The sequence below is a fragment of the Sorangium sp. So ce117 genome, assembly GCF_051524395.1.
Lineage (GTDB): Bacteria > Myxococcota_A > Polyangia > Polyangiales > Polyangiaceae > Sorangium > Sorangium cellulosum_B.
Map to the genome: position 1 here is coordinate 10,319,667 of NZ_CP150309.1, position 19,434 is coordinate 10,339,100.

General features: G+C 68.3%; 14 protein-coding genes. 7 read left to right on the top strand and 7 right to left on the bottom strand.

All coding sequences use genetic code 11. The annotated features are described in order from the left end of the window. Nucleotides 1-19: 19 nt before the first annotated feature. Both WMF46_RS38640 and WMF46_RS38645 read right to left on the bottom strand, forming a co-directional pair. On the bottom strand, nucleotides 20-502 hold the full coding sequence (locus WMF46_RS38640) for a hypothetical protein (RefSeq protein ID WP_437981806.1): 483 nt from the start codon (nucleotides 500-502) through the stop codon (nucleotides 20-22). Further along, nucleotides 499-1,053, bottom strand: a complete 555-nt coding sequence (locus WMF46_RS38645; protein ID WP_437981807.1) for a hypothetical protein — start codon at nucleotides 1,051-1,053, stop codon at nucleotides 499-501. Before WMF46_RS38645 ends, WMF46_RS38640 begins: the two co-directional genes overlap by 4 nt. Before the next feature lie 177 nt (nucleotides 1,054-1,230). Here WMF46_RS38645 and dacB point away from each other — a divergent pair, with 177 nt between their 5' ends. Next, nucleotides 1,231-2,805, top strand: a complete 1,575-nt coding sequence (gene dacB, locus WMF46_RS38650; RefSeq protein WP_437981808.1) for a D-alanyl-D-alanine carboxypeptidase/D-alanyl-D-alanine endopeptidase — start codon at nucleotides 1,231-1,233, stop codon at nucleotides 2,803-2,805. A gap of 157 nt (nucleotides 2,806-2,962) precedes the next feature. Here dacB and WMF46_RS38655 read toward each other — a convergent pair whose 3' ends face one another. The 4 genes from WMF46_RS38655 to WMF46_RS38670 all read right to left on the bottom strand — a co-directional run bounded on the left by WMF46_RS38655 (nucleotide 2,963) and on the right by WMF46_RS38670 (nucleotide 10,467). Beyond that, the gene (locus tag WMF46_RS38655) at nucleotides 2,963-4,324 is read right to left on the bottom strand and encodes a sigma-70 family RNA polymerase sigma factor (RefSeq protein WP_437904472.1); all 1,362 of its coding nucleotides are present in this window, start codon (nucleotides 4,322-4,324) and stop codon (nucleotides 2,963-2,965) included. A gap of 1,543 nt (nucleotides 4,325-5,867) precedes the next feature. After that, nucleotides 5,868-6,227, bottom strand: a complete 360-nt coding sequence (gene rplT, locus WMF46_RS38660; protein ID WP_012239853.1) for a 50S ribosomal protein L20 — start codon at nucleotides 6,225-6,227, stop codon at nucleotides 5,868-5,870. Between the two features lie 26 nt (nucleotides 6,228-6,253). Continuing rightward, nucleotides 6,254-6,451, bottom strand: coding sequence for a 50S ribosomal protein L35 (rpmI, locus tag WMF46_RS38665; protein ID WP_012239854.1), 198 nt, complete (start codon nucleotides 6,449-6,451; stop codon nucleotides 6,254-6,256). Between the two features lie 206 nt (nucleotides 6,452-6,657). Beyond that, nucleotides 6,658-10,467 carry a DUF3857 domain-containing protein gene (locus WMF46_RS38670; protein WP_437981809.1) on the bottom strand — a complete coding sequence of 1,270 codons (3,810 nt, stop codon included), beginning with the start codon at nucleotides 10,465-10,467 and terminating at the stop codon, nucleotides 6,658-6,660. 755 nt (nucleotides 10,468-11,222) lie between these two features. Between WMF46_RS38670 and WMF46_RS38675 the strand changes: the two genes are divergently transcribed. The 6 genes from WMF46_RS38675 to rimI all read left to right on the top strand — a co-directional run bounded on the left by WMF46_RS38675 (nucleotide 11,223) and on the right by rimI (nucleotide 16,450). Beyond that, complete coding sequence (locus WMF46_RS38675; protein ID WP_012239856.1) at nucleotides 11,223-11,705, top strand: roadblock/LC7 domain-containing protein; 483 nt, start codon at nucleotides 11,223-11,225, stop codon at nucleotides 11,703-11,705. 11 nt (nucleotides 11,706-11,716) lie between these two features. After that, the gene (locus tag WMF46_RS38680; RefSeq protein ID WP_437481258.1) at nucleotides 11,717-12,307 is read left to right on the top strand and encodes a GTP-binding protein; all 591 of its coding nucleotides are present in this window, start codon (nucleotides 11,717-11,719) and stop codon (nucleotides 12,305-12,307) included. 383 nt (nucleotides 12,308-12,690) lie between these two features. Next, nucleotides 12,691-13,278 (top strand): hypothetical protein, encoded by a 588-nt coding sequence (locus WMF46_RS38685; protein ID WP_437981810.1) that lies wholly within the window; start codon nucleotides 12,691-12,693, stop codon nucleotides 13,276-13,278. Nucleotides 13,279-13,377: 99 nt separating this feature from the next. Then, complete coding sequence (gene alr / locus WMF46_RS38690; RefSeq protein ID WP_437981811.1) at nucleotides 13,378-14,658, top strand: alanine racemase; 1,281 nt, start codon at nucleotides 13,378-13,380, stop codon at nucleotides 14,656-14,658. Between the two features lie 62 nt (nucleotides 14,659-14,720). Then, nucleotides 14,721-15,929, top strand: coding sequence for a vWA domain-containing protein (locus tag WMF46_RS38695; protein WP_437981812.1), 1,209 nt, complete (start codon nucleotides 14,721-14,723; stop codon nucleotides 15,927-15,929). After that, nucleotides 15,926-16,450: a ribosomal protein S18-alanine N-acetyltransferase gene (gene rimI, locus WMF46_RS38700; RefSeq protein WP_437981813.1), complete on the top strand. Its 525-nt coding sequence runs from the start codon at nucleotides 15,926-15,928 to the stop codon at nucleotides 16,448-16,450. The genes WMF46_RS38695 and rimI overlap by 4 nt, the downstream gene beginning before the upstream one ends. A 15-nt stretch (nucleotides 16,451-16,465) precedes the next feature. Here the strand turns inward: rimI and tssM are convergent, their stop codons facing one another. Then, nucleotides 16,466-19,381, bottom strand: coding sequence for a type VI secretion system membrane subunit TssM (tssM, locus tag WMF46_RS38705; protein WP_437981814.1), 2,916 nt, complete (start codon nucleotides 19,379-19,381; stop codon nucleotides 16,466-16,468). Nucleotides 19,382-19,434 lie beyond the last annotated feature (53 nt).

The following is a 19,434-nucleotide window of genomic DNA, read 5'->3' on the forward strand; positions in this document are numbered from 1 at the left end:
CCGCGCGGTTCTCGGTAGCTCAGAACGTGCCGACGACGCCGATGCCCATGCCGGTCGCGGTGATCACCGGGGCCGGCCGCACCGTCAGCGCCGCAGGGGTCGAAGGCTGCGCCGAGCGCGCCTCCGTGGTCATGAAGATCCCTTCGCCGACGAGACCCAGACCGGCGAGCTGCGCGAGCCCACCGATGGCGGTGAGAGCCCCGCGAACGTACAGCGTCGCTCCGCAGTCCGGATCGTCCGCGGCGCAGCCGTTCTTGGCGAGCGCGAGCCATGGACCGGCGATCGGGATCTTCAGCTCGCTCGCCCCAGGGACCTCTGGCCATGACGATGCGGCGAGGAACGCCGCACCGTAGGCGAGCGCCGTCACGGCCACCCCGCCGACGATGACCTTCACGCGTGCCGAGGACGGCGGGTACCGCGGAGGCGCCGCCGGCTCCTCTGCGCCGGCGGAGGCGGCGACCAACCCCAGCGCGGCGACGACTGCGATTGAGGCGAGCTTCATGGCGTCTTCGTTCCGGAAGCTCCCGCGCCCGACTTCTTGGACGGCAGCTTGACGGTGTACGGGACCTCGAGCGGATCGCCATCGAACGGCAGCACGATCTCTCCGACGAAGGCGCGCTTCACGCAGGATTCGGCGGGCGTCCCTGCGAAGGGCGGCCCGACCAACACGTCGGTCACGCGTCCCTTCTGGCCGTCGAAGACGACCTTGACCTCTCCCTCGCCCGTCGGCGCGTTGGACACCACCTCGGCGCAGTTCGCCGCCTTGTCCCCTCCGCGTCGCAGCGCGATCTCCATCTGCTTCTTCTGATCGGGGTTGAGCCCGCCCCCGCTGTCCGCCGACGCGCCCGCCTCGGAGCCGGAGCTCCCCGCCTCGGCGCCCGAGCTCCCCGTCTCGGCGCCCGAGCTCCCCGTCTCGGCGGGTGCGGCAACATCAGACGGTGCCTGATCGAAGTTGTAGTCTTCCCCTGCCTGCTTGGGCTTGGCGCCGGAGCATGCTGCAGCCGCGAGGATGATGAGCGGCAAGAGCGCGCGGGTCGAATGCTGCTGGGACACGGTGTCCTCCCTTCGAACAGAGCGTGAAGGAGCGTCTGCGCGCACCCTAGCAAGCTCTCCTTTCCGAGGACAACCCCGAGCGCACACGCGCGCACCGATGAGCGACGCCGGGCTGCGACGACCGGTCGACCGGAGGAGGCGTCCGCGGTGGAGGCGTTGTAGAGGCGGAGAGATCTCATGCCTCGACATCCCCGCCGTACAGTCTCCGCGGTCGCGCTCGTGCTCTCGTCCCTTTTCGCCCGCCCCGGCGGCTCCCAGCCGCTCGACAGCGGCGCCGCTCCCGCTGACCGCTCGACCCCCACAGCGAGGCCGACCCAGGGAGCCTCCGTCTCGCCGAGCGCGCCCCCAGCGCCCCTGGCGTCGCACGGACCTCGAAAAATCGACCCTGAGCGCGCTCGAGCGCAGGTCGATACGCTCGTTACCGACGTGCGCCGCCTGGGGGGACGGGTCGGCGTGCTCGCCCTCGACGTCGCCAACGGTGCGACGCTCGCGGCCTTCGATCAGCGCGGCCTGTACAACCCTGCATCCAACGCGAAGCTCTTCACGGCAGCCGCCGCGCTTCGCCTGCTCGGACCGAGCTACCGCTACCTGACCGGCCTCTACGGGGACGCGTCGAACGGAGCCATCGCCGAGCTCGTGCTCCGGGGTTCGGGCGATCCCTCCCTCAGGACGCGCGATCTTTGGGAGATGGCGCGCGCCCTGAGGGCGTCCGGCGTCCGGAAGGTCGCCGCGATCGCGATCGACCAGGGCTACTTCGACACGCGCTACGTGCCGCCGGCCTTCGAACAGCAGCCGGAGGAGTGGGCGGCCTTTCGCGCCCCGATCGCGGCAGCATCGCTGAACGCGAACGCCTTGCTCTTCACGGTGCGCCCGTCGAAGGCAGGGCAGGCTGCCTCCGTCGCGATCGAGCCCCCGGGCTTCACGGTGCTCCAGGGCACGGTGACCACCGCGAGGCGCGGCACACCAGAGAAGCTCGGGGTCCGGCTCGAACCGAACGGCCAGCGCCTCGTCGCGCACCTCAGCGGGCACATCCCAGAGGGCGGCCGCGCGGTGAGCCTGGCGAGGCGCGTCGACGATCCCCGCCTGGTCGTAGCGTATGCGCTCAAGGAGATGCTGCTGGAGGTGGGCGTCGACGTCTCCGGCGAGGTGCGGCTCGGCGGTGAGCGCCAGAAGCGGCTCCTCGTGGCTCACCGCTCGGCGCCGCTCGGCGAGCTCCTCTCCGCCCTCGGGAAGGACAGCGATAACTTCTACGCGGAGACGATCTTCAAGACGCTCGCCGCAGAGAAGCGCGGGCGCCCCGGCACAGCCGAGGGTGCCGCGGAGGTGGTCGGCGAGACCCTCAGGGAGCTCGATGCGTTCGGACAAGACGTCGTCTTGAGGAACGGCTCGGGCTTGTTCGACGCCGCTCGCGCATCGCCGGAGGCCATCGTCCGGCTGCTGCGCGCCGCGCTTCTCGATCCGGCGCTCGGCGCAGACTTCACCGCGCAGCTCGCGATCGGCGGTGTCGACGGCACCTTGCGCAGCCGCTTCCGCGGGTGGTCGAAGGAGCGCGCCATCCGTGCCAAAACGGGAACGCTCGCCTCGGTGGTGGCCCTGTCTGGCTACATCCTCGCGCCCCCTGGTGGTTCCCCGATCGCCTTCGCCGTGCTCGCCTCCGACGTCCCAGGGAAGATCGACCCCGCACGAAGGGCCATCGACCACTTCGTCGAGTCACTCGCCGACGAGCTCTGGAAGGACGCACGCACGCCGTGAGAGCGCGGGTTGTCTCGTGTCGGCCCGCTGCGCTGCGCTCCGGCCCCGCTCACCTCTGCGCGCCCCCACGCAGCTGCGTGCTCGGGCGGCTCAAGCAAAGCGGCCGCGCAGCATGACGCCGCGCGGCCGCTTCACCGACTCGTGCTGAGCTCGTCGCTCAGTAGTCGCGCATCTGCTTGCGGATCTTCCCGAGCGCCTGCTCCTGGAGCTGACGGATGCGCTCGCGCGACAGGTTGTACTTGTCGCCGATCTCCTTGAGCGTGAGCTCGTCCTCGTCGTCGAGGCCGAAGCGCCAGCGGATGATCCGCGACTCGATCGGCGTGAGCGTGGTCAGGAGACGCCGGACCTCGTCGCTCCACTTCCTGTTGGCCAGGTGATCGAACGGCGACAGCGCGTTCTCCTCCTGGAGGAAGTCGATGAACTTGCGTCCATCCTCGTCACCGACCGGACGATCGAGCGAGAAGGGCGTCTCCGCGTAAAAGTCCTTCACCTTGTCGAGCTTCTCGCGCGGAACCCCCGTCTCCTTCTCGAGCTCCTCGATGGTCGGCTCATGCCCCGTGCGCGCGATGATCGCCTGCGTCGCCCGCGCCACGCGGTTGTACGTATCGAGCATGTGGACCGGGATGCGGACCGCGCGGCCCTTGTCGGCCAAGGCGCGGCTGATCGCATGCCTGATCCACCACGATGCATACGTCGAGAAGCGGTAGCCACGGCTGTGGTCGAAGCGCTCCACCGCCTTCATCAGGCCGATGTTGCCTTCCTGGATCAGATCGATGAGCGGCAGGCGCCCGCGGTTGTAGCGCCGCGCGATCGACACGACGAGCCGCAGGTTGGCCTTCACGAAGCGGTTCTTCGCGTCGTGCTGCGCCTGGAAGGATCGCTCGACCCGATCGAGGTAACGCCGGTAGGAGCCAGACATCGGGAGCCTCGGCCGCGTGGGGCGGGTCTCCTCGGGATCGCTCACGTCGTCCTCGAAGTCGGGCTCGCGCACGAGATCGCGCGCGATGGTGAAGGCACGCGCCATCCAGAGGCGATCCGAGTCAGGCAGGCGGACAGCCGCCGCGAGCTCCTCGGAGAGCTGGGTCCACGGCTTCTCTTGCTCGGCGAGCAGCTTTCCCTTCTGCTTCTTCGCCAGGCGAACGAGCTTCTGCAGCTCCGCGATCTGCGGAGCCTTCACCTCATCCTCACCCGCCTTGGCGACATCCTCCTCGAGCGCGGTGAGGATGTACTCGGCCGCAGGCAGGTAGGAGAGGAGAGCCACCCAGTGCTCCACCTCCGTGCGCTCGACCGCCCGCGCGGTGTCGAGCTCCTCGTCCGGCCCCATGACGGGGTGGAGCGCCATGTCGCGGAAATAGCGGGCGAGCATCGAGTCACCGCCCCCGTCCTCGACATCCTTCAGCTCCCGATCCTGGTTCCTCGCGCGCTCGGGCTGAGGCAGCCGATCGAGCGGCCCGAGGTCCAGATCGATGAAGTCAGCCGCCCGCTCCTCATCGAGGATCTCGGCCGGGCGGGGTCGCACAGCCGTCTCCTCCGTCTGGTCATCTTCCAGAAGGCCGAGCGCTGCGATTTCCGGCGTGGCCGTCCCACCCTGAGCGAGCGGGTCGCCCTTCACTACAGTGGCGTTGCTCTTTGTCGACCTCATGGCGGCTCCCTCCACGGTGGTAGCTCCTTGAAAGTGCGAGCGCGGCGACTGGTTGTCCCCGAAATCTTCGACCTCGGAGACCTCCACCTCGGTGGTCTGCGATGCCCCCCGCCGGGGAGCCGATGCGGTCTCGGCCCCCTGCGAGCTCTTGGATGCCGCGAGCCGCGCAGAGGCACCTACAGCAGAGGACTTGGCGTTTCTCCGCGCAGTTTCTGGACGGCGGGCGGTCGACGTGCTCATCTTGGTCTTTGTGTCGGCGTTCACTTCTAAACGGCTGACCTTGCGAGATTGAAATGTCTCGCCACCTTTTGACGGCGGGCGAGACGATTTCGTGCCAAACAGAGGGGAGGAGCTGACCGAAGGAGCCCCTGTTGAAACTGGCAACCGCTGGTGCTTTCTTTTGATTCCGGTCGAACTCTTCTCACCTGAGGCAGGTCTGCTCTTGCAGAATGATGCTCCTGCACCAGTCCCCGGTAGCAGCTCAGCTCCCGAAGCAAAAACAGTGCCTTTTTTAGCGTGCGTTCCCGCTTCTCCTGTTTGAGAGCTCGACCTGGGTGCGCTATGTAGAGCGGAAGGCGCTGTCCATGTCCTGTCGAGCGAGACGTTTCGCTGCGACCGAGCCGAACGGCATGGCTGGGTACGCTTTCGGGGACGCAACAACATCGGCGACCTGTTCTCCTTGGGCACACCTCGAGTTCACCAGCGTTCCGCGGCTCGGTGGGTCCGCCCTCGCAGCGTAGGCAAGGGAATTTCGCTGTATTTTCCAGCGTGTAGGAGCCCGTACCTAGCCGCTGAGGCCGTTCTCTCAGTGAGCTTCGATGTTTCCTGAACCTGGGCCTCCCGATGGCAATGTCGAGCCCTCACCCGACGGACGAAGGCGGAGAAGGTTATTTTTCGCGACAGACCGCCTGGAAAGTTGGAAATTCCTGCAACTATTTCATCCTTAGCGTAATTAGTCGCTAAGTCTATCCCCGGGGAGGGGACCGGGATCACGCCCTAGGTTGGTCAGGCCTCGGCTGGGGACGCAGGGCCCCTTGAAAGACAACGATCGGTCGGCCAGTCGCCAGCGGACTGGGCTGGGTCGGAGTTTACCCTGACCACGCGATCATAGAGTGCCATCGGCGGTGCATAGCAGGTGCGCACGAAATGCACGCTGCGCATCTGCTCGGTGCCTAATCGCCTCACACTGACGATGCTGATCAGCGTCAGCGACGGCAGCCGCACGTCCCCGCCTGAGGGATGCGCCCGAACTCTACGTCTGCGATGCAACCCGTCGGATCGCTCGCAGCGGAGACGAGTCAAAAATACGAAATAGTACGATAATCGGGCACTTGCGAGGGAAGGGGACGGCCTTGGCCAATTTCGGCCGTTCCGCATCGGGGTGGTCGAACGGCGGGCTGAAGACCACCCCGCGGAGCCGTCACTTCGCCGCTGCGGGCGAAGCGAGCTTCGCCACGGCGCCGAACGACGCAGGATCGTGGATCGCGATCTCCGAGAGGATCTTCCGATCGAGGGCGATGCCTGCCTTCTTGAGCCCGCTGACGAGGCGGGAGTAAGTCGTGCCGTTGAGGCGCGCGGCAGCGTTGATCCTGGTGATCCAGAGGCGACGGAAATCCCGCTTCTTGAGCTTGCGGCTGATGTAGCCGTACTCCCAGGCGTGGCGGAGCACCTCGACCGCCTGGCGGAAGCGGTTCTTTCGGCCGAGGAAGTAGCCCTCGGTCTGGTTGAGGACACGGTTGCGACGGCGACGGGCCTTGAAGCCTCTCTTTACACGCGGCATCGGTAATTTACCTCACTGCTCCAGGGTCAGCCGTAGGGAAGAAGCAGCTTGACGCGCTTCTCCATCGCCGAGTCGACCATGTCGTTCTTGCGGAGACGACGCAGACGCTTCTTGCTCTTCTCCTGCATGCAGTGGTTGAGCCCGCCCTTGCTGCGGCGAATGCGGCCGGAGCCGGTCACCTTGAAGCGCTTGGCCGCGGCGCGGTTGGTCTTCATCTTCGGCATGATGCCCTCGATCCGAATGCCTATCGCTCCCGGCGGCCACCGCTCCGAACCACCGGAGAGGCTGTTCTGCGCCGCAGGGATGCGTAGAAGGGGCGCTTTATGGCGATCCGGCGTGGGGTTGTCAAGTGTCCAGGCAGCGGCTAGGGGCCGGTCGGCGCGCCGGAGGGCCTGGGGTCAGGGCGTCGCTCCGTCGCTCACTCAGACGCTCATTTTCCGAGCACCACCCGCTGACCGAAGACGCGGTCCGCCGTCTCGCAGAACGTTCGGAAGGCCATGTACTCGGACGGCTTGATCCGGGACTTCGTGAGGGAGATCTGACTGCGGACGACGATCTTCCCCGCGGACTGCTCGACCGAGAGCGAGAACTTGCCGAAGGGGGTGTCCACGTCCTGGGGCAGCGGCGCCCTTGTGATACGCCACCCGGCAGGGATCCGGATGGTCCATTCATCCCGGCGCGTGGTCAGCGCGGGGATGATCACGTCGCGGGTGCGCGCCGAGAGGGACGCGAACTCGGTGGCGAGGCGCTGCGTCGGGACAGCCGGGACCGACAGGCTGTCCCCCTCCCTTCGAGCGAGCGCGACGGCTCTTCCCCGAGCCCGCAGCTTCGCCGGCTGCTCGATGTCCTCGAGATCGTTCACCTCGACCCCGGCCTTCCCAGGGGCCAGCTCGACCGCCCCGAAGTCCGTGGCGAGGTCACGAGCTGCGCGGTCGCGGCGCGTCCCCTCGGCCATGTAGCGGGTCCGCCACTCCGGCGCGGACGCGCCGGACACCTGGATGTCGACCCCGAGCTGAGCCGATCCGTCAGCGCTGACGGCGATGTCGACGGTCCGGTGCACGACCGAGGCCTCGGGAGCAGGCTCCGGGAGGCGAACGAGCTTCGGCTTGCCCTCGTTGATCTGAAGCGCCATCGCTCCGCGATCCATGATCGGAAGCTCGGTCGAGCCCGAGTGCTCCGCCGTTCCGTCGAGGTAAAGGTCGAGCGACGGCACGTACGCGATCGCGTGGTCGAACGGCGCGAGGCTCGCGGGCTCCGGCCCGATGTCGCCTCGCATGCGGGTGCGCACGAGCACGATCGTCGCTGGGATGCCGATCTCGCGGAGCATCGTGACGATCAGCGTCGCCTTGTCCTTGCAGTCGCCCCACCCACGAGCGAGCGTCTGCGCACACCTCCTCGGGCGAATCCCCTCGATGCCGAACTCGAGCGCCACGTAGCGCGTCTCGGTCGCGTACTTGTAAATCGCGCGGACCTTGCTCCGATCGTCGGCAAGGTTCTTCGTGATCTCGCGCACCCGCTTGCGCACCTCATCATCCACATCGAACTGCTCACGCGCGAGGCCCCAGTACCAGGAGCCGACCTCGTCCCAGGTCTTGAAGGTCGAGACGTGGACGTGCGCGAGGATCTCGGACCACGCGGGCATCGCCGGCTCGGGCGCCACCGGCGGCACCGAGGCGGCAGAGAAGCGGAAGATGCGCCGCTCGGCGTCCTCCTTGGTCTCGCGCACGAGGCCAGGGAGGTCGGACGCGAAGAGGTGGAACTGCCTCGTCTTCGGGGTGATCAGCACGTACTCGCTGCTGGCGATCGGCTCATCCCCCTGGAGGAACTCGATCTCGCCGAAGTGATCGGCGATCTCGTTGCGAGGGCTGACGTCATCGACGCGGTAGCGCAGCTCGACGACGTCGCCGGCGTTGAGCCGCGGGAAGCTGACGTAGAACGTGCGCGCCGATGTGTACATCGCGAGCGCCGGGTTGTTCGCCCCTGATTCGCCGCTCTCGATCGCCCCGTCGACCTTGCCGTCTGCTCGGTAAACCTTCGCGGCACGGAGGCTCACGGTCTGGCGATCGGCCTGGTACTCGAACGCGTACTGCCGGGCGCTCGCCGCAGCCTCGTCCGTCAGCGGCTGGAAGACGACCTGCCGGAACCGGCTCGCCAGGCCGTTCGGGAAGACGGTGGTGACCGTCAGGTTGCGCAGCGTGCGCTTGGGATACTGCCGGTCAGCATTGCGCCGCATCGGGAGGAAGCGGTCGGGAGCCCAGGCGTAAGCCTCGTCGGCGCGCGGCCTCGGCGGCTCGATGTGCTCGATGTACTCGCGCACATCCTTCGCCTGAGGGCTGATCGCCAGGATCTGCTGCAGCATCTCCAGCTGCGCTTCTCGGTTTCCCTCCTCGCCGTAGAGGTCCGAGAGCGCACGCAGCGTTCCGATGTCTTCCGGCGCCATGGCGAGCGCGCGCTGATGGGCCGCGAGGGCGCGATCGCCCTGGCCGAGCGCGCGGTACGTGCGCGCCGCGACCGTGCGGGCCCAGACGGAGTCGGGCTCGCTGCGGAGGAAGCGCTCGATCCAGCGCTCCGCGCCGGCAGGATCGCGGCGCGCCACCGCGAGCTCGACCTGCTGGTGAAGGAAGCTCGAGTCGTCGAACCGCAGCGCGGCGTAGCGCGCCTCCATCTCGGCGGCCTCCGTGTCGCGCCCGAGCGCGCGCAGCTGCGCCGCCGAGGCGCGGAGGAGCGAGACGCTGCTCGGCTGGCGCGCGAGCGCCCGCTCCAGCGTGGCGAGCGCGGTGCGCTTCAGCCCAGCCTCCACGTAGAGGTCCACGAGCCCGAGGACGGCCACGACATGATCGGGATCGGAGGCCAGGATGCGCTCGTAGATCGGAGCCGCCTCCCGCCAGTTCGGGCTCGTCTGCGCGAGCCGAGCCTGCGAGAGCAGGACGTCGATGTCCTCACGACCGCCCGCGAGCGCGGCGGCGCGCTCGATCCACGCGCGCTGCTGGTTCCTGTCCTCGGAGAGCTGACCGGCGAGAAGGTAGCGACGCACGCTCGGCTCGGCCTCGGCGGAGCGCCGCGCGAGATCGCGCGCTCTGTGCTCCCCCTCGGCGTCGCCGCCGGTGAGCATGAGGTACCGCGCGAACGCCTCCAGCACGGCGGGCGAAGGCCGAGCGGCGCTCGCGGCTCGCTCGAACGCCTGCATCGGCCCCTCGATCGCAGCCGCGCGCGCGGCGAGCTTCGCGCCGGAGGTTGGCCCTCCAGCCTGCGCCCGCGCCCCGCCCGCGCGCCTCGCGTCAGCGGCTTCCCCCTGAGGCGCCGTGACCTGGGTTCCGATGTCAGAGGTCACATCCAGATCAAGATCCGGCGCCCCCTTCTCGTTGCCGATGCGCAGCGCGAACTTGGGCGCCGACGCGCCTCCGCAGACCTTGACCGTCAGGCGGTTGTAGCCGGGCCGCAGCGTCACAGGCGCGGCGAACCGATCGATGTCGAGCTCGCGGTACCCTGGATCGGCCAGGACCTTCGCGCCGTTCCAGAACAGCTTGAACGCCCCGTCTGCCCCGACCCAGATCGAGATCGGCCGGGGAGCGCGCGTCCCGGCCTTCGCGCGGACGAACGTCGTCGCGTAGCCGCAGACGCTCTCCACCGGACGAATGAAGTCGCCGAAATCAAACCACCCGTACTGCGGCGCCTCGGGGGGCACGCGCCAGCGGACCGCGCGCGCCTTGCCGTCGTACGTCCTGCCCGCAGCCACCGGCTGCTCGAGATCTTCCTCGGGCCCGAACGCCCGCTCGAAGCCCCCCTTGTTCTCGTTGTCGAACGGTCCGATCGTCGCCCAGCGTCCGATGAACCCGAGCTTCTGGATCCTCGCGACCGCTCCGTCGAGATCACCTCGACGCCTGCGCGCGTACGCCGAGAGGAGCTCCGCATAGACCTGGGTGGGCGCGCTGGTCGCGCCGGCCTCAGCGATCGACGCGATCGCCTCCTCGACCTGGGTCGGGTCCGCGCGGTCCCACGTGCGCCAGAGCTCACGTAACTCGGCGTAGACCTCGGGGCCCCTCGCCGCGCGGACAGCCGCGTGCGCGGAGAGCACCTCAGGGTGAACCGCGCCGAGCTCCGCGCGCGCGTCGGCGCCGAGCGACATGGCGCACGCCAAGGCCGCCGTCCCCACGGTGAGCGCGCAGAAGGAGCGCCCCCTCGTCGTCCCCGGGTTGAGCTCGATCTCACGGGGCTCGGCCCGGCTGAGCACGTCACGCATCCGAGGCGCTATCCCGTGGCCGAAGCCATCGGTCAAGCACAAGCCATGGCTGCAGAGGCGTCGCACCGGCCGAGGTCAAGAGGGAGCTGCCCACGAGCCGGCGGAACGCACGCCGGCAGGAGGTCGTCCCCCGGGCCGCGTTCATCGGGCCGCACCTTCATGAGCTCGCCCCGCCGCGCGCGCCGATCCCGCGAATTTTGTCGATCTTCTGCCGGGTACAGAGCGATGACACGCAGCGCGCCCCACACCGGCGCCCCCGGAGGAGGGCGCAGCGCCGTCCGACCGCATTCAACAAAGGAAACAATAGCAATCTTCGATATTTATCATGCAGGCCTTCTGGGAGATCCGGGCGGACAGGCGCCTGGAAAAGGTCCGGAACCAAGCCTCCCCTGGGGGCAGGGGGAGCGAGCTCCGTCGGGGTCCGGCAAGGCTCGGCGAGGTTCGGCCGTGCGATCCTCCAACTTCCAGAAAGGGCCGCCTTGCTCCGCCGCACCTGCTTCGGATAGAAACGTCCCAAGATGTACGGGTGCACGGTCGAGGAGCAGCCGCACTGCGCGCTGCGAACCAGCCATGCAAGTCCCAAGGCAGCGAGCGTCACGCCGCGAACGTGGTACCGGTGGTAAGGCAAGCCCGCGCAGCGGGAAGCCAGTTGGATGACGATGGTCGGGGACCGCACGTGCGGCGCCCGGTGATGACAAGGGCGACAGAGCCCGCAATGCCCAGGGCCCCATCGCGAGAGCGCTGGCGGAGGAACGATGGTCAACCCTCAGATGGTGATGTACGAGGAGGAATTCAATCAGATCCAGAGCGTGGTGGATCGCCTCGTCAAGGACGCCAATGCGAAGGTCGTCTTCATCGTTGACAAAAACGGGCAACTGATCGCCGCGAGCGGAGACGTCGACAACCTCGACACCACGTCGCTCGCATCGCTGACGGCGGGGAACATCGCCGCTACGGGCGGGATGGCGAAGCTCCTCAAGGAGAACGAGTTCGCCACTCAGTTCCACGAGGGTGAAAAGGCGAACATCCACATCCAGCTGGTCGGGAACCGCGTCATCCTCGTGGTGATCTTCGACTCAAAGTCGAGCCTCGGGTTGGTGAGGCTCCGGGTGCGAAAGGCGAGCGAGGAGCTCAACCACATCTTCGAAGCGCTGCTCAAGAAGGTGCAGGAGCCGGGCGCCGACTCGCCGTTCGCCGAGATCACCGACGAGGACATCGACAACCTCTTCAACGACTAGGAGCGCGGTCGATGAGCTTCATCAATTACATGGCGCGCGAGATCAACTGCAAGATCGTCTATTACGGCCCGGGTCTCTGCGGCAAGACGACGAACCTGCAGTACATCTATGAGCGCACCAACCCGGACGCGAAGGGGAAGATGATCTCCCTCGCCACGGAGACCGACCGGACACTCTTCTTCGACTTCCTCCCGCTCGCGCTGGGCGAGATCCGCGGCTTCAAGACGCGGTTCCACCTGTACACGGTGCCGGGGCAGGTCTTCTACGACGCGAGCCGCAAGCTCATCCTGAAAGGCGTCGACGGCGTGGTCTTCGTGGCAGACTCTCAGCTCGGCCGCATCGAGGCGAACCAGGAGTCGGTGGAGAACCTCCGCACGAACCTGGGCGAGCAGGGCTACTCGCTCGACAAGATCCCGTACGTCATCCAGTACAACAAGCGGGACCTGCCGGAGATCGGAACCGTCGAGGAGCTCCGCTCGCTACTCAACCCGACGAACGTCCCCGATTTCGAGGGGGTCGCGCGGACCGGCGTCGGAGTGTTCGACACGCTCAAGGCGGTCGCCAAGCTGGTGCTGACCGAGCTGAAGAAGGGCGGCCCCTAGGTTCCAAGGGCCGGCCCCAGAGATTGGATCGAAGAACGCGCAGCGAGCGAGTCCGTGGACTCGCTCGCGCTCGGTACAACGATCAGGCGCGCTGGTAGATGCGGTTGCGCCGGTTGCGGTTCTTCGCCTTCAGCTTGGACCGGTGGCGCTTCGACTTGGAGCGCGTGGTCTTCCGAGGACCTTTCGACAGCATGAGGAACATGAACAGGCTCCGTTGAGGCGCCCGGCGCGGGGGCGTTGTGCCGCCGCCGCCGGTGCGAAGGGGCGGCAACGTACGGCATCACAGGACAAAGTTCAACCGGAGAGCACCTCGACCGGGCGACCGGCTGGTTCGCGGCGGATAGGACGGGCCCCGGCACCAGGGCCGAGCTTTTCTGCTATCGGTGTTCTACGACGTGCGGTTCAGGACCCTCCTCTGCCTAGCCGCCGCCTCGGTGACCGCATGCGGCGCGAGCATCAACGCGGTCTACGAGGGGGACGTACGCTTCGAGCACTGCATGGCGCTTGACTCGCTGGCCGACGTCAAGCCGACCCTGCGGCGCGCGTGCTGGGACGAGTGGCTTCAGTTCTGTACGTTCGGCCAGACGCGCGACCGTGTGGAGTACGCCACGCTGCGGGCCGGGCAGCTCAGCCACGCCAGTGATTTTGACGAAGGCGAGTGGACTCCGCCGAGCAGCCGAGCCCCTGCCGTGCCTGAGCCGACCAGCGCGCTCGCTCCGCCGCCCAGGCTCCTGACCGCCGACGTGGCCGCGCCGGCGGCCATGGAAGAGGCCCGCGCAGACCCAGACGCGAACGACGGCGGCGCTGCGGCCTCGGCGTCGAACACCGCGGAGGAGGTTGCACCGCCGGGAGCGAAGTGCAGCGCGTCGTGCCAGACGGACTGGAAGGAATGCCAGGACGACTGCAAATCCGCCGCCTGCGAAAAAGGATGCTCCGGCAAGTACACGCGGTGCATGCGTCGATGCTTCTGATCGACGTCGTCTGCTCTCCGCGCAGATGCCTCACCTTGTCACACCAAGATGGCCTGGAATCTTGACCCGCGATCGAGCGTAGAGCTATCGGCGTACACGATGTCCGCTTCGCACGCGCCCAAAGAGCTCAGCAGCACGACTCCTGATCGCAACGGCGCGGCGTCGCCCCTCGAGGGGCTCGGTGCAAGCGCAGGCCCCATGCGGGTGCTGCGGCCACGGCGAGCGGCGCCCGCGGACGCCGTGCGGCCGACCCGCGCCGAGGTGAACCTCGCGCACCTGCGGCACAACCTGCGCGTCCTCGAGCGAGGGCTGACCGGCGCGACGAAGCCGCAGATCTGGGGGGTGCTCAAGGCCGATGCGTACGGCCACGGCGCGCCTGCGGTCGCACGGACGCTCGAGCGCGCAGGGATCCCCGGCCTGTGCGTCGCGTTGCTCGAGGAGGCCATCGAGCTGCGAGACGCCGGCATCCGGCTGCCCATCCTCGTCATGGGCGGCTACTACGGCCCGCGGCGCGACGGGTTCGAGGAGATCATCGCGCGCGATCTCGTGCCCGTCGTCTACGACGCCGGCCAGATCGAGCGCCTCGCGAGCGTGGTGCGGATCGAGCAGCGCGGTCGCGTGGGCGTCCATCTCAAGGTCGACACCGGCATGGGACGGCTCGGGGCCGCGAGCTCGGAGATCGAGGCGGTGCTCGCGACGCTCGCCAAGCACCCGGAGGTGAAGCTCGACGGGCTCATGACCCACCTCGCGTGCGCGGACGCCGACGATCTCGGCGTGACGATCGAGCAGATGCGCCTCTTCGGGGAGATCGAGCAGCGAGCGAAGAGCTTCGGCCTCACGCCGCGGGTGCGGCACGCCTCGAACAGCGCGGCGATGCTGCGCCTCCCTGCGGCGTGGCTCGACATCGTCCGTCCGGGGCTCGCGCTCTTCGGAATATCGCCGTGCGCGGGGCTCGCGCCCGACCTCAAGCCGGTCATCCGGGTGCGCAGCGAGATCGTCGCGCTGCGCACGATCGCGAAGGGCGACAGGATCGGCTACGGCCACACCTGGCAAGCTTCCCGGGAGTGCGTCGTGGCCACGGTGCCGATGGGGTACGCCGACGGCCTGAGCCGCCAGCTCTCGAACCGCGGGGCCGCCCTCGTGCGCGGTCAACGCGCGCCGATCGCGGGCGCCGTGTCGATGGATCTCACGATGCTCGACGTGACGGATGTACCGGGAGCACGCCTGGGAGATGAGGTGGTGTTCCTCGGAACGCAGGACGGGCCGCTCGGGCGTGGCACGATCAGCGCCGAAGAGATCGCGGGGCTCACGGGGACGATCGCCTGGGAGGTGCTGACCAGCATCTCGCGCCGCGTGCCCAGGTTCTACCGCGAGCCCTGAACGCGCGCGGCGGCGCCCGCGCTGGCGCTGCCGGCTCGAACGGGCGTGATACGCTGCTCGCCATGAAGACGGCCGTGAAGCAGCGAGCCGGCGCCAGCGGCGTGCTCTTCTGCATCGGAGCCGCGCTCGCGCTCGGCGGCGCGGCGATGACCGCATGCGAGGACGAGGTCGCGAAGCAGCGTCCGCGCAGCGGCACCGGTCAGGAGGCGCAAGAGCCGGAGGACGGGTTCGATCCGGACACCGAAGACCCGAGCGGACCACCGGCCGCGGATGCGGGTGGGCTCTGCGGCAACCGGATCCACCAGGTCGAGATCACCGAAGCGCCGAACATCTACTTCGTCCTCGATGCGTCGGGCAGCATGCTCAGCCCCGCCTCCTCGAGCTCGAACGCGACCCGATACGACCGGGTCCGTGACGCCGCGGTCGACCTCGTGCGCAACCTGGGCCCGCTGATCAACGTCGGCGCCGCCGTGTTCCCCCTGGACGCGACCGACGAGGCGCCGTGCAGGCCAGGCGGCGAGGTGTTCGCCGTCACGCCGGGGGCTCCCTTCGCAGAGGGACAGGAGGGCTCGACGACGACATCGCGGTTCCGCGCGGCGACGCGGGCCGCGCCCCTCGGCGGCACGCCTACCGCGGCGACGCTCGCGGCGCTGACGCCGAAGCTCGTCGAGCTCCCCGGCAAGACCATCGTCGTGCTCGCGACCGACGGCGGTCCGAACTGCAACAGCTCGGCGAGTTGCGAGGCCGACGGGTGCATCGCCAACATCGAACAGCAGTGCCCCGACCCCGAGGAGAACTGCTGCTCGCCCTTGGGCCCCTCGGGCCCCGAAGGGTGCCTCGATCGCGACGATACGGTCGCCGCGATCGAGCGGCTCGCGGCGAGCGGGATCGAGGTCTATGTCGTCGGCATCCCGGGGAGCGAGTTCTACGGCGATGTCCTCGACCAGATGGCGCTCGCCGGCGGCGCGGCGCAGTTCGTGAGCCCGTTCTACTTCAAGGTGGACAACCTCGATACGCTGGGGAACGTCCTCTCGAAGATCGCCAGCATCGTCGTCTCCTGCGAGTTCGACCTGGTCGATCCGCCTCCCGAGACGGGACAGACGAACGTCTACCTGGACGACGAGCTGGTCGCCTACGACCCGGAGAACGGCTGGCGCTGGAAGTCGCCCGCGCTCGTCGAGCTCCTCGGGGAAGCATGCACGAAGCTCAAGAGCGGGCGGGTGGGGCAAGTCCAGATCGTCTCCGGCTGTCCCACGGAGGTGGCGAGGTGAAGCGCGACGCGACGAGGCCCTCGGCCTCGCTGAGCCAGCTGACGGCCGACGCTGCGGACGACGCTGCGCTCGACGAGATCGACGCGGTCGCGTCCGCGGCCTTCGACGTGCCGCAATTCTCCGCGCGAGAAGAGCTGCGCCGCCCCTGGACGCGCTGCTGGGTCGCGCGCGAAGAGCGGCGCGCGCTCGCCTTCCTCATCGCGTGGCACGTCGCCGACGAGCTCCACGTGCTGAACGTGGCCACCTGCCCGGCCGCGCGGCGGCGCGGGCTCGCTACGGCGTTGATGAATCGATCGCTCGAGTATGCACGGCAGCAGCAAGTGCGGCTGATCCTGCTCGAGGTGCGCCGCTCGAACCGGGCAGCGATCCGGCTCTACCGGAAGCTCGGCTTCACCGCGATGGGGGTGCGCCCTCGGTACTACAGCGACAATGGCGAGGACGCGATCGAGATGGTGCTCACGCTCGATCCAGCGACCGGCGCGGTGCAACCAGGCCGGGACGAGATCCGCATCGAGCTCTGAACCGCGCCGCGTGGCTCAGCGCGGGCCCGCAGCAGGCGCCGCCGCGGGAAAGCGCGACACCGCGGCGAGCGGCGGCAGCCGCGCCGCCACCACCTGCATCGGGGTGAGCAACAGCGGCCGGAGCAACGTCTTGGCCCGCTCGTCGAAGGGCTGGAGGAGCGCGTCGGCCTGTCGCGTCGCCTCGACCAAACGATCGGCCATGAGGCGCGCGTCGACGTTGGGGTTCAGATCCTCGAGGCGCTGGATCTCGTCGCGAAGAGCGCTGAGCAACGAGATGTACCTCGCCAGGGGCGTGTCCGTGATCGGCGCCGAGCCGCTCGGCGCGGCAGGCACGCCGAACTCGACGGTCCGCTTGAACTCATCCGGCACCGAGCTCGCCCGGTTTCTTATGAGCTTCACGTTGACGGGGACCTTCAGCCTCGTCTTCTGCTCGATCTTTCGATCGAGGTACTCCTTCCCCCGCTTGGCCAGGGCCGAGTCCTCGATCGCGCTGCGATCCCGCTTCCACTGCGTGTTGTCCTCGAGAGCGCGGAGGATGCGGAGGTAGGGGTAATCCGCCTGGGTGAGCGCCTGGTACGTCTCCTTTGCCTCCTTCAGGTTGGCCGGGACCCGCACGGTGAGGTCCGCCATCCAGTCGGTCCACTGGGCGATGTAGCTGACGTCGTAGTCGGCCGCGAGGCCGTCCAGGTTCTTGTTGATCGAGGCTTCCTCGCCGGGCGCGAGGTCCACGACCCACCGCTCAGCCATCAAGCTGTCGGCGCCGCTCTCGAGCCTCTCGAGCACCGCGAAGTGCCCCCTCTCGGTGTACGGACCGTCCACCTCCTTCCAGCGCTTCTCCTTCGCGTACAGCTTGCTGCCGATGATCTTCAGCACGGCGGGACGGTCGGCGAACATGTCGCCGAGCGTGTGCGGAGGGTACTTGCGGTTGGCGCGGCTGTTGTCACCCGTCTCGTCGTACTTCTCCTCGATGATCGCGTTGACGAAGAAGTCGTAGTACCGCTTCCGCGGCGGCACGGCTTGGAGCGTCGCGCGCACGCTCGCGACCAGATCCTCCTTGCGCGCGATCGGCGTGACCCGCTTCTCCTTGATGAGCGTCAGGTAGTACTCGACGTGCCGCTCGAGCTGCTTCTTCAGCTCGGTCTCGGTGAGGTTCGAGGTCGCCCGCAGCACCTCGGCCCAGAGCGAGGTGAACCTGTCCTTCGCCCACGGAACGTCGAGGTGCTCGACGTCGCTCAGCATCAGGTACAGCTTGAGGTCGTTCCGCTCGCGGAGGTAGTGGTCGCCCTTCGCGAGCTTGAGGCGATCCTCGAGCCGCTGCTTGCACGGGATCACGAAGCCGTTCTGGAGGCTGGCGACGTAGACGTGCACGAGCGGCGGGTACACCGTCTCGCCCTGGAACATCGTCCACCCCTTCCCGTCCGGCGGCCCCTCCTCGCGCGCCTTGTCGATCTCCTTCAGCCGATCCAGCGCAGGCCGCAGCGCGGCGAGCTTCTCCGAGAGGGGTCGCGTGTCCTCCCATCGGAGCGCGCTGACGGTGCGCGCGTCCGCCTCCACGTCGCGCAGGAACGCGCGGTTGTTGGCGAACGACACCACGCTGGGGATCGCGAGGATGACCCCGAGCGCCGCGGCCGCCGCGCTGATCGCGCCGCGAACGAGCCGCTGACGCCGGATCTCGCTCGCGCTCCTGGCGGCGATGTCCCCGTCCGGGAAGACGACGTTCATGAAGACGTCGTGGAGGAAGTAGCTCTTCGACTCCACGTTCTGCTGCGCCGCGGCCTCGTGCGTGCGGATCCCCATCGCCTGGCCCATGCGCTGGAGGACCCGGTCGAGCGGCCTGCCCTCCTGCGTGCCGCTCGTGAAGTAGAAGCCGCGAAAGATGGGCGTCCCCTGGAACGCGTTGACCATGAAGACGGTCGAGACCAGATCGGAGAGGTTCCGCCGGATACCCGAGAACTCGAGCGGGAACTGGTAGACGCGCTCGCGCGCCTCGCGGCTGCGCTCCATCACGAGCCGCTTCAGCGAGCGGGCGTGGATCTGCTTCGCCAGGGCGTCGAACTCGGCGTCGAAGAGCCTCCCCGGGTCGGCCTTGTCCGCGCTCAGCTTGAGCGTCGCTCCCCACGCCTGCGCGCGGTCGCTCTTGCGCATGTCGCCGAAGAACTCCGAGAAGCCCGCGATGAGGTCGCACTTCGTGAACAGGAGGTAGACGGGCAGCACCATGTGGAGCTGCGTCATCACCTCGTCGATGCGCGCGCGGAGCTTCTTCCCCATCAGCTCGACTTGCTGCTCGCTCGCGTCGATGAGATCCGCCACGCTCACGGCGACCAGGATGCCGTTGAGCGGGCGGCGAGCGCGGTGCTTGAGGAGCATCTGCAGGAACGCGATCCACTCCTCGTGGTCGTCCTGCTCCGTCGTGTAGCGCCCCGCGGTGTCGAGGAGGATCGCCTCGTTGGTGAACCACCAGTCGCAGTTGCGGGTGCCGCCGACGCCGCGCACGCCGCCGCCGTTGCTCGGGTGCGCGTACGGGAAGACGAGGCCGGAGTGCTTCAGCGCCGTCGTCTTCCCCGCTCCGGGCGGGCCGATGATGACGTACCAGGGCAGCGAGTAGAGCGCGGCGTTGCCGTGCTCCTTCCCCTTGCCGAGCTTCGAGCTCTTCAGGGCGCTGATGCCGCCCTGGACCTGCCGCTGGAGCTCCTGGATCTCGGCGCGGCGCTCGGGCCGCGCGTTGAGCGCCTGCTGCGCTCCCTGCTGGACGATGGCCCGCTCAAGCGCAGACGCTGCGCGGCGCGCGTTGATCCGGCGGTACACGAAGAGCGCGATCGCGGCGAGCGCGATGACGACGCTCGTCGCGATCGGGATCGCGGTGGGCAGGTCGAACGTGAAGTACGCCGCCCACGAGATGAGGAACAACAGCCCGAAGAGGACCCACAACACGGAAGCGACGATACCACCGGTCGCCGCTTCCGGAGCACGTCCACGCGGCGCCT

Coding starts and splice junctions, on each gene's coding strand:
- WMF46_RS38640 (WP_437981806.1), bottom strand. CDS start 502: ATGAAGCTCGCCTCAATCGCAGTCGTCGCCGCGCTGGGGTTGGTCGCC.
- dacB (WP_437981808.1), top strand. CDS start 1,231: ATGCCTCGACATCCCCGCCGTACAGTCTCCGCGGTCGCGCTCGTGCTC.
- rplT (WP_012239853.1), bottom strand. CDS start 6,227: ATGCCGCGTGTAAAGAGAGGCTTCAAGGCCCGTCGCCGTCGCAACCGT.
- rpmI (WP_012239854.1), bottom strand. CDS start 6,451: ATGCCGAAGATGAAGACCAACCGCGCCGCGGCCAAGCGCTTCAAGGTG.
- WMF46_RS38670 (WP_437981809.1), bottom strand. CDS start 10,467: ATGCGTGACGTGCTCAGCCGGGCCGAGCCCCGTGAGATCGAGCTCAAC.
- WMF46_RS38675 (WP_012239856.1), top strand. CDS start 11,223: ATGGTCAACCCTCAGATGGTGATGTACGAGGAGGAATTCAATCAGATC.
- WMF46_RS38680 (WP_437481258.1), top strand. CDS start 11,717: ATGAGCTTCATCAATTACATGGCGCGCGAGATCAACTGCAAGATCGTC.
- alr (WP_437981811.1), top strand. CDS start 13,378: ATGTCCGCTTCGCACGCGCCCAAAGAGCTCAGCAGCACGACTCCTGAT.
- WMF46_RS38695 (WP_437981812.1), top strand. CDS start 14,721: ATGAAGACGGCCGTGAAGCAGCGAGCCGGCGCCAGCGGCGTGCTCTTC.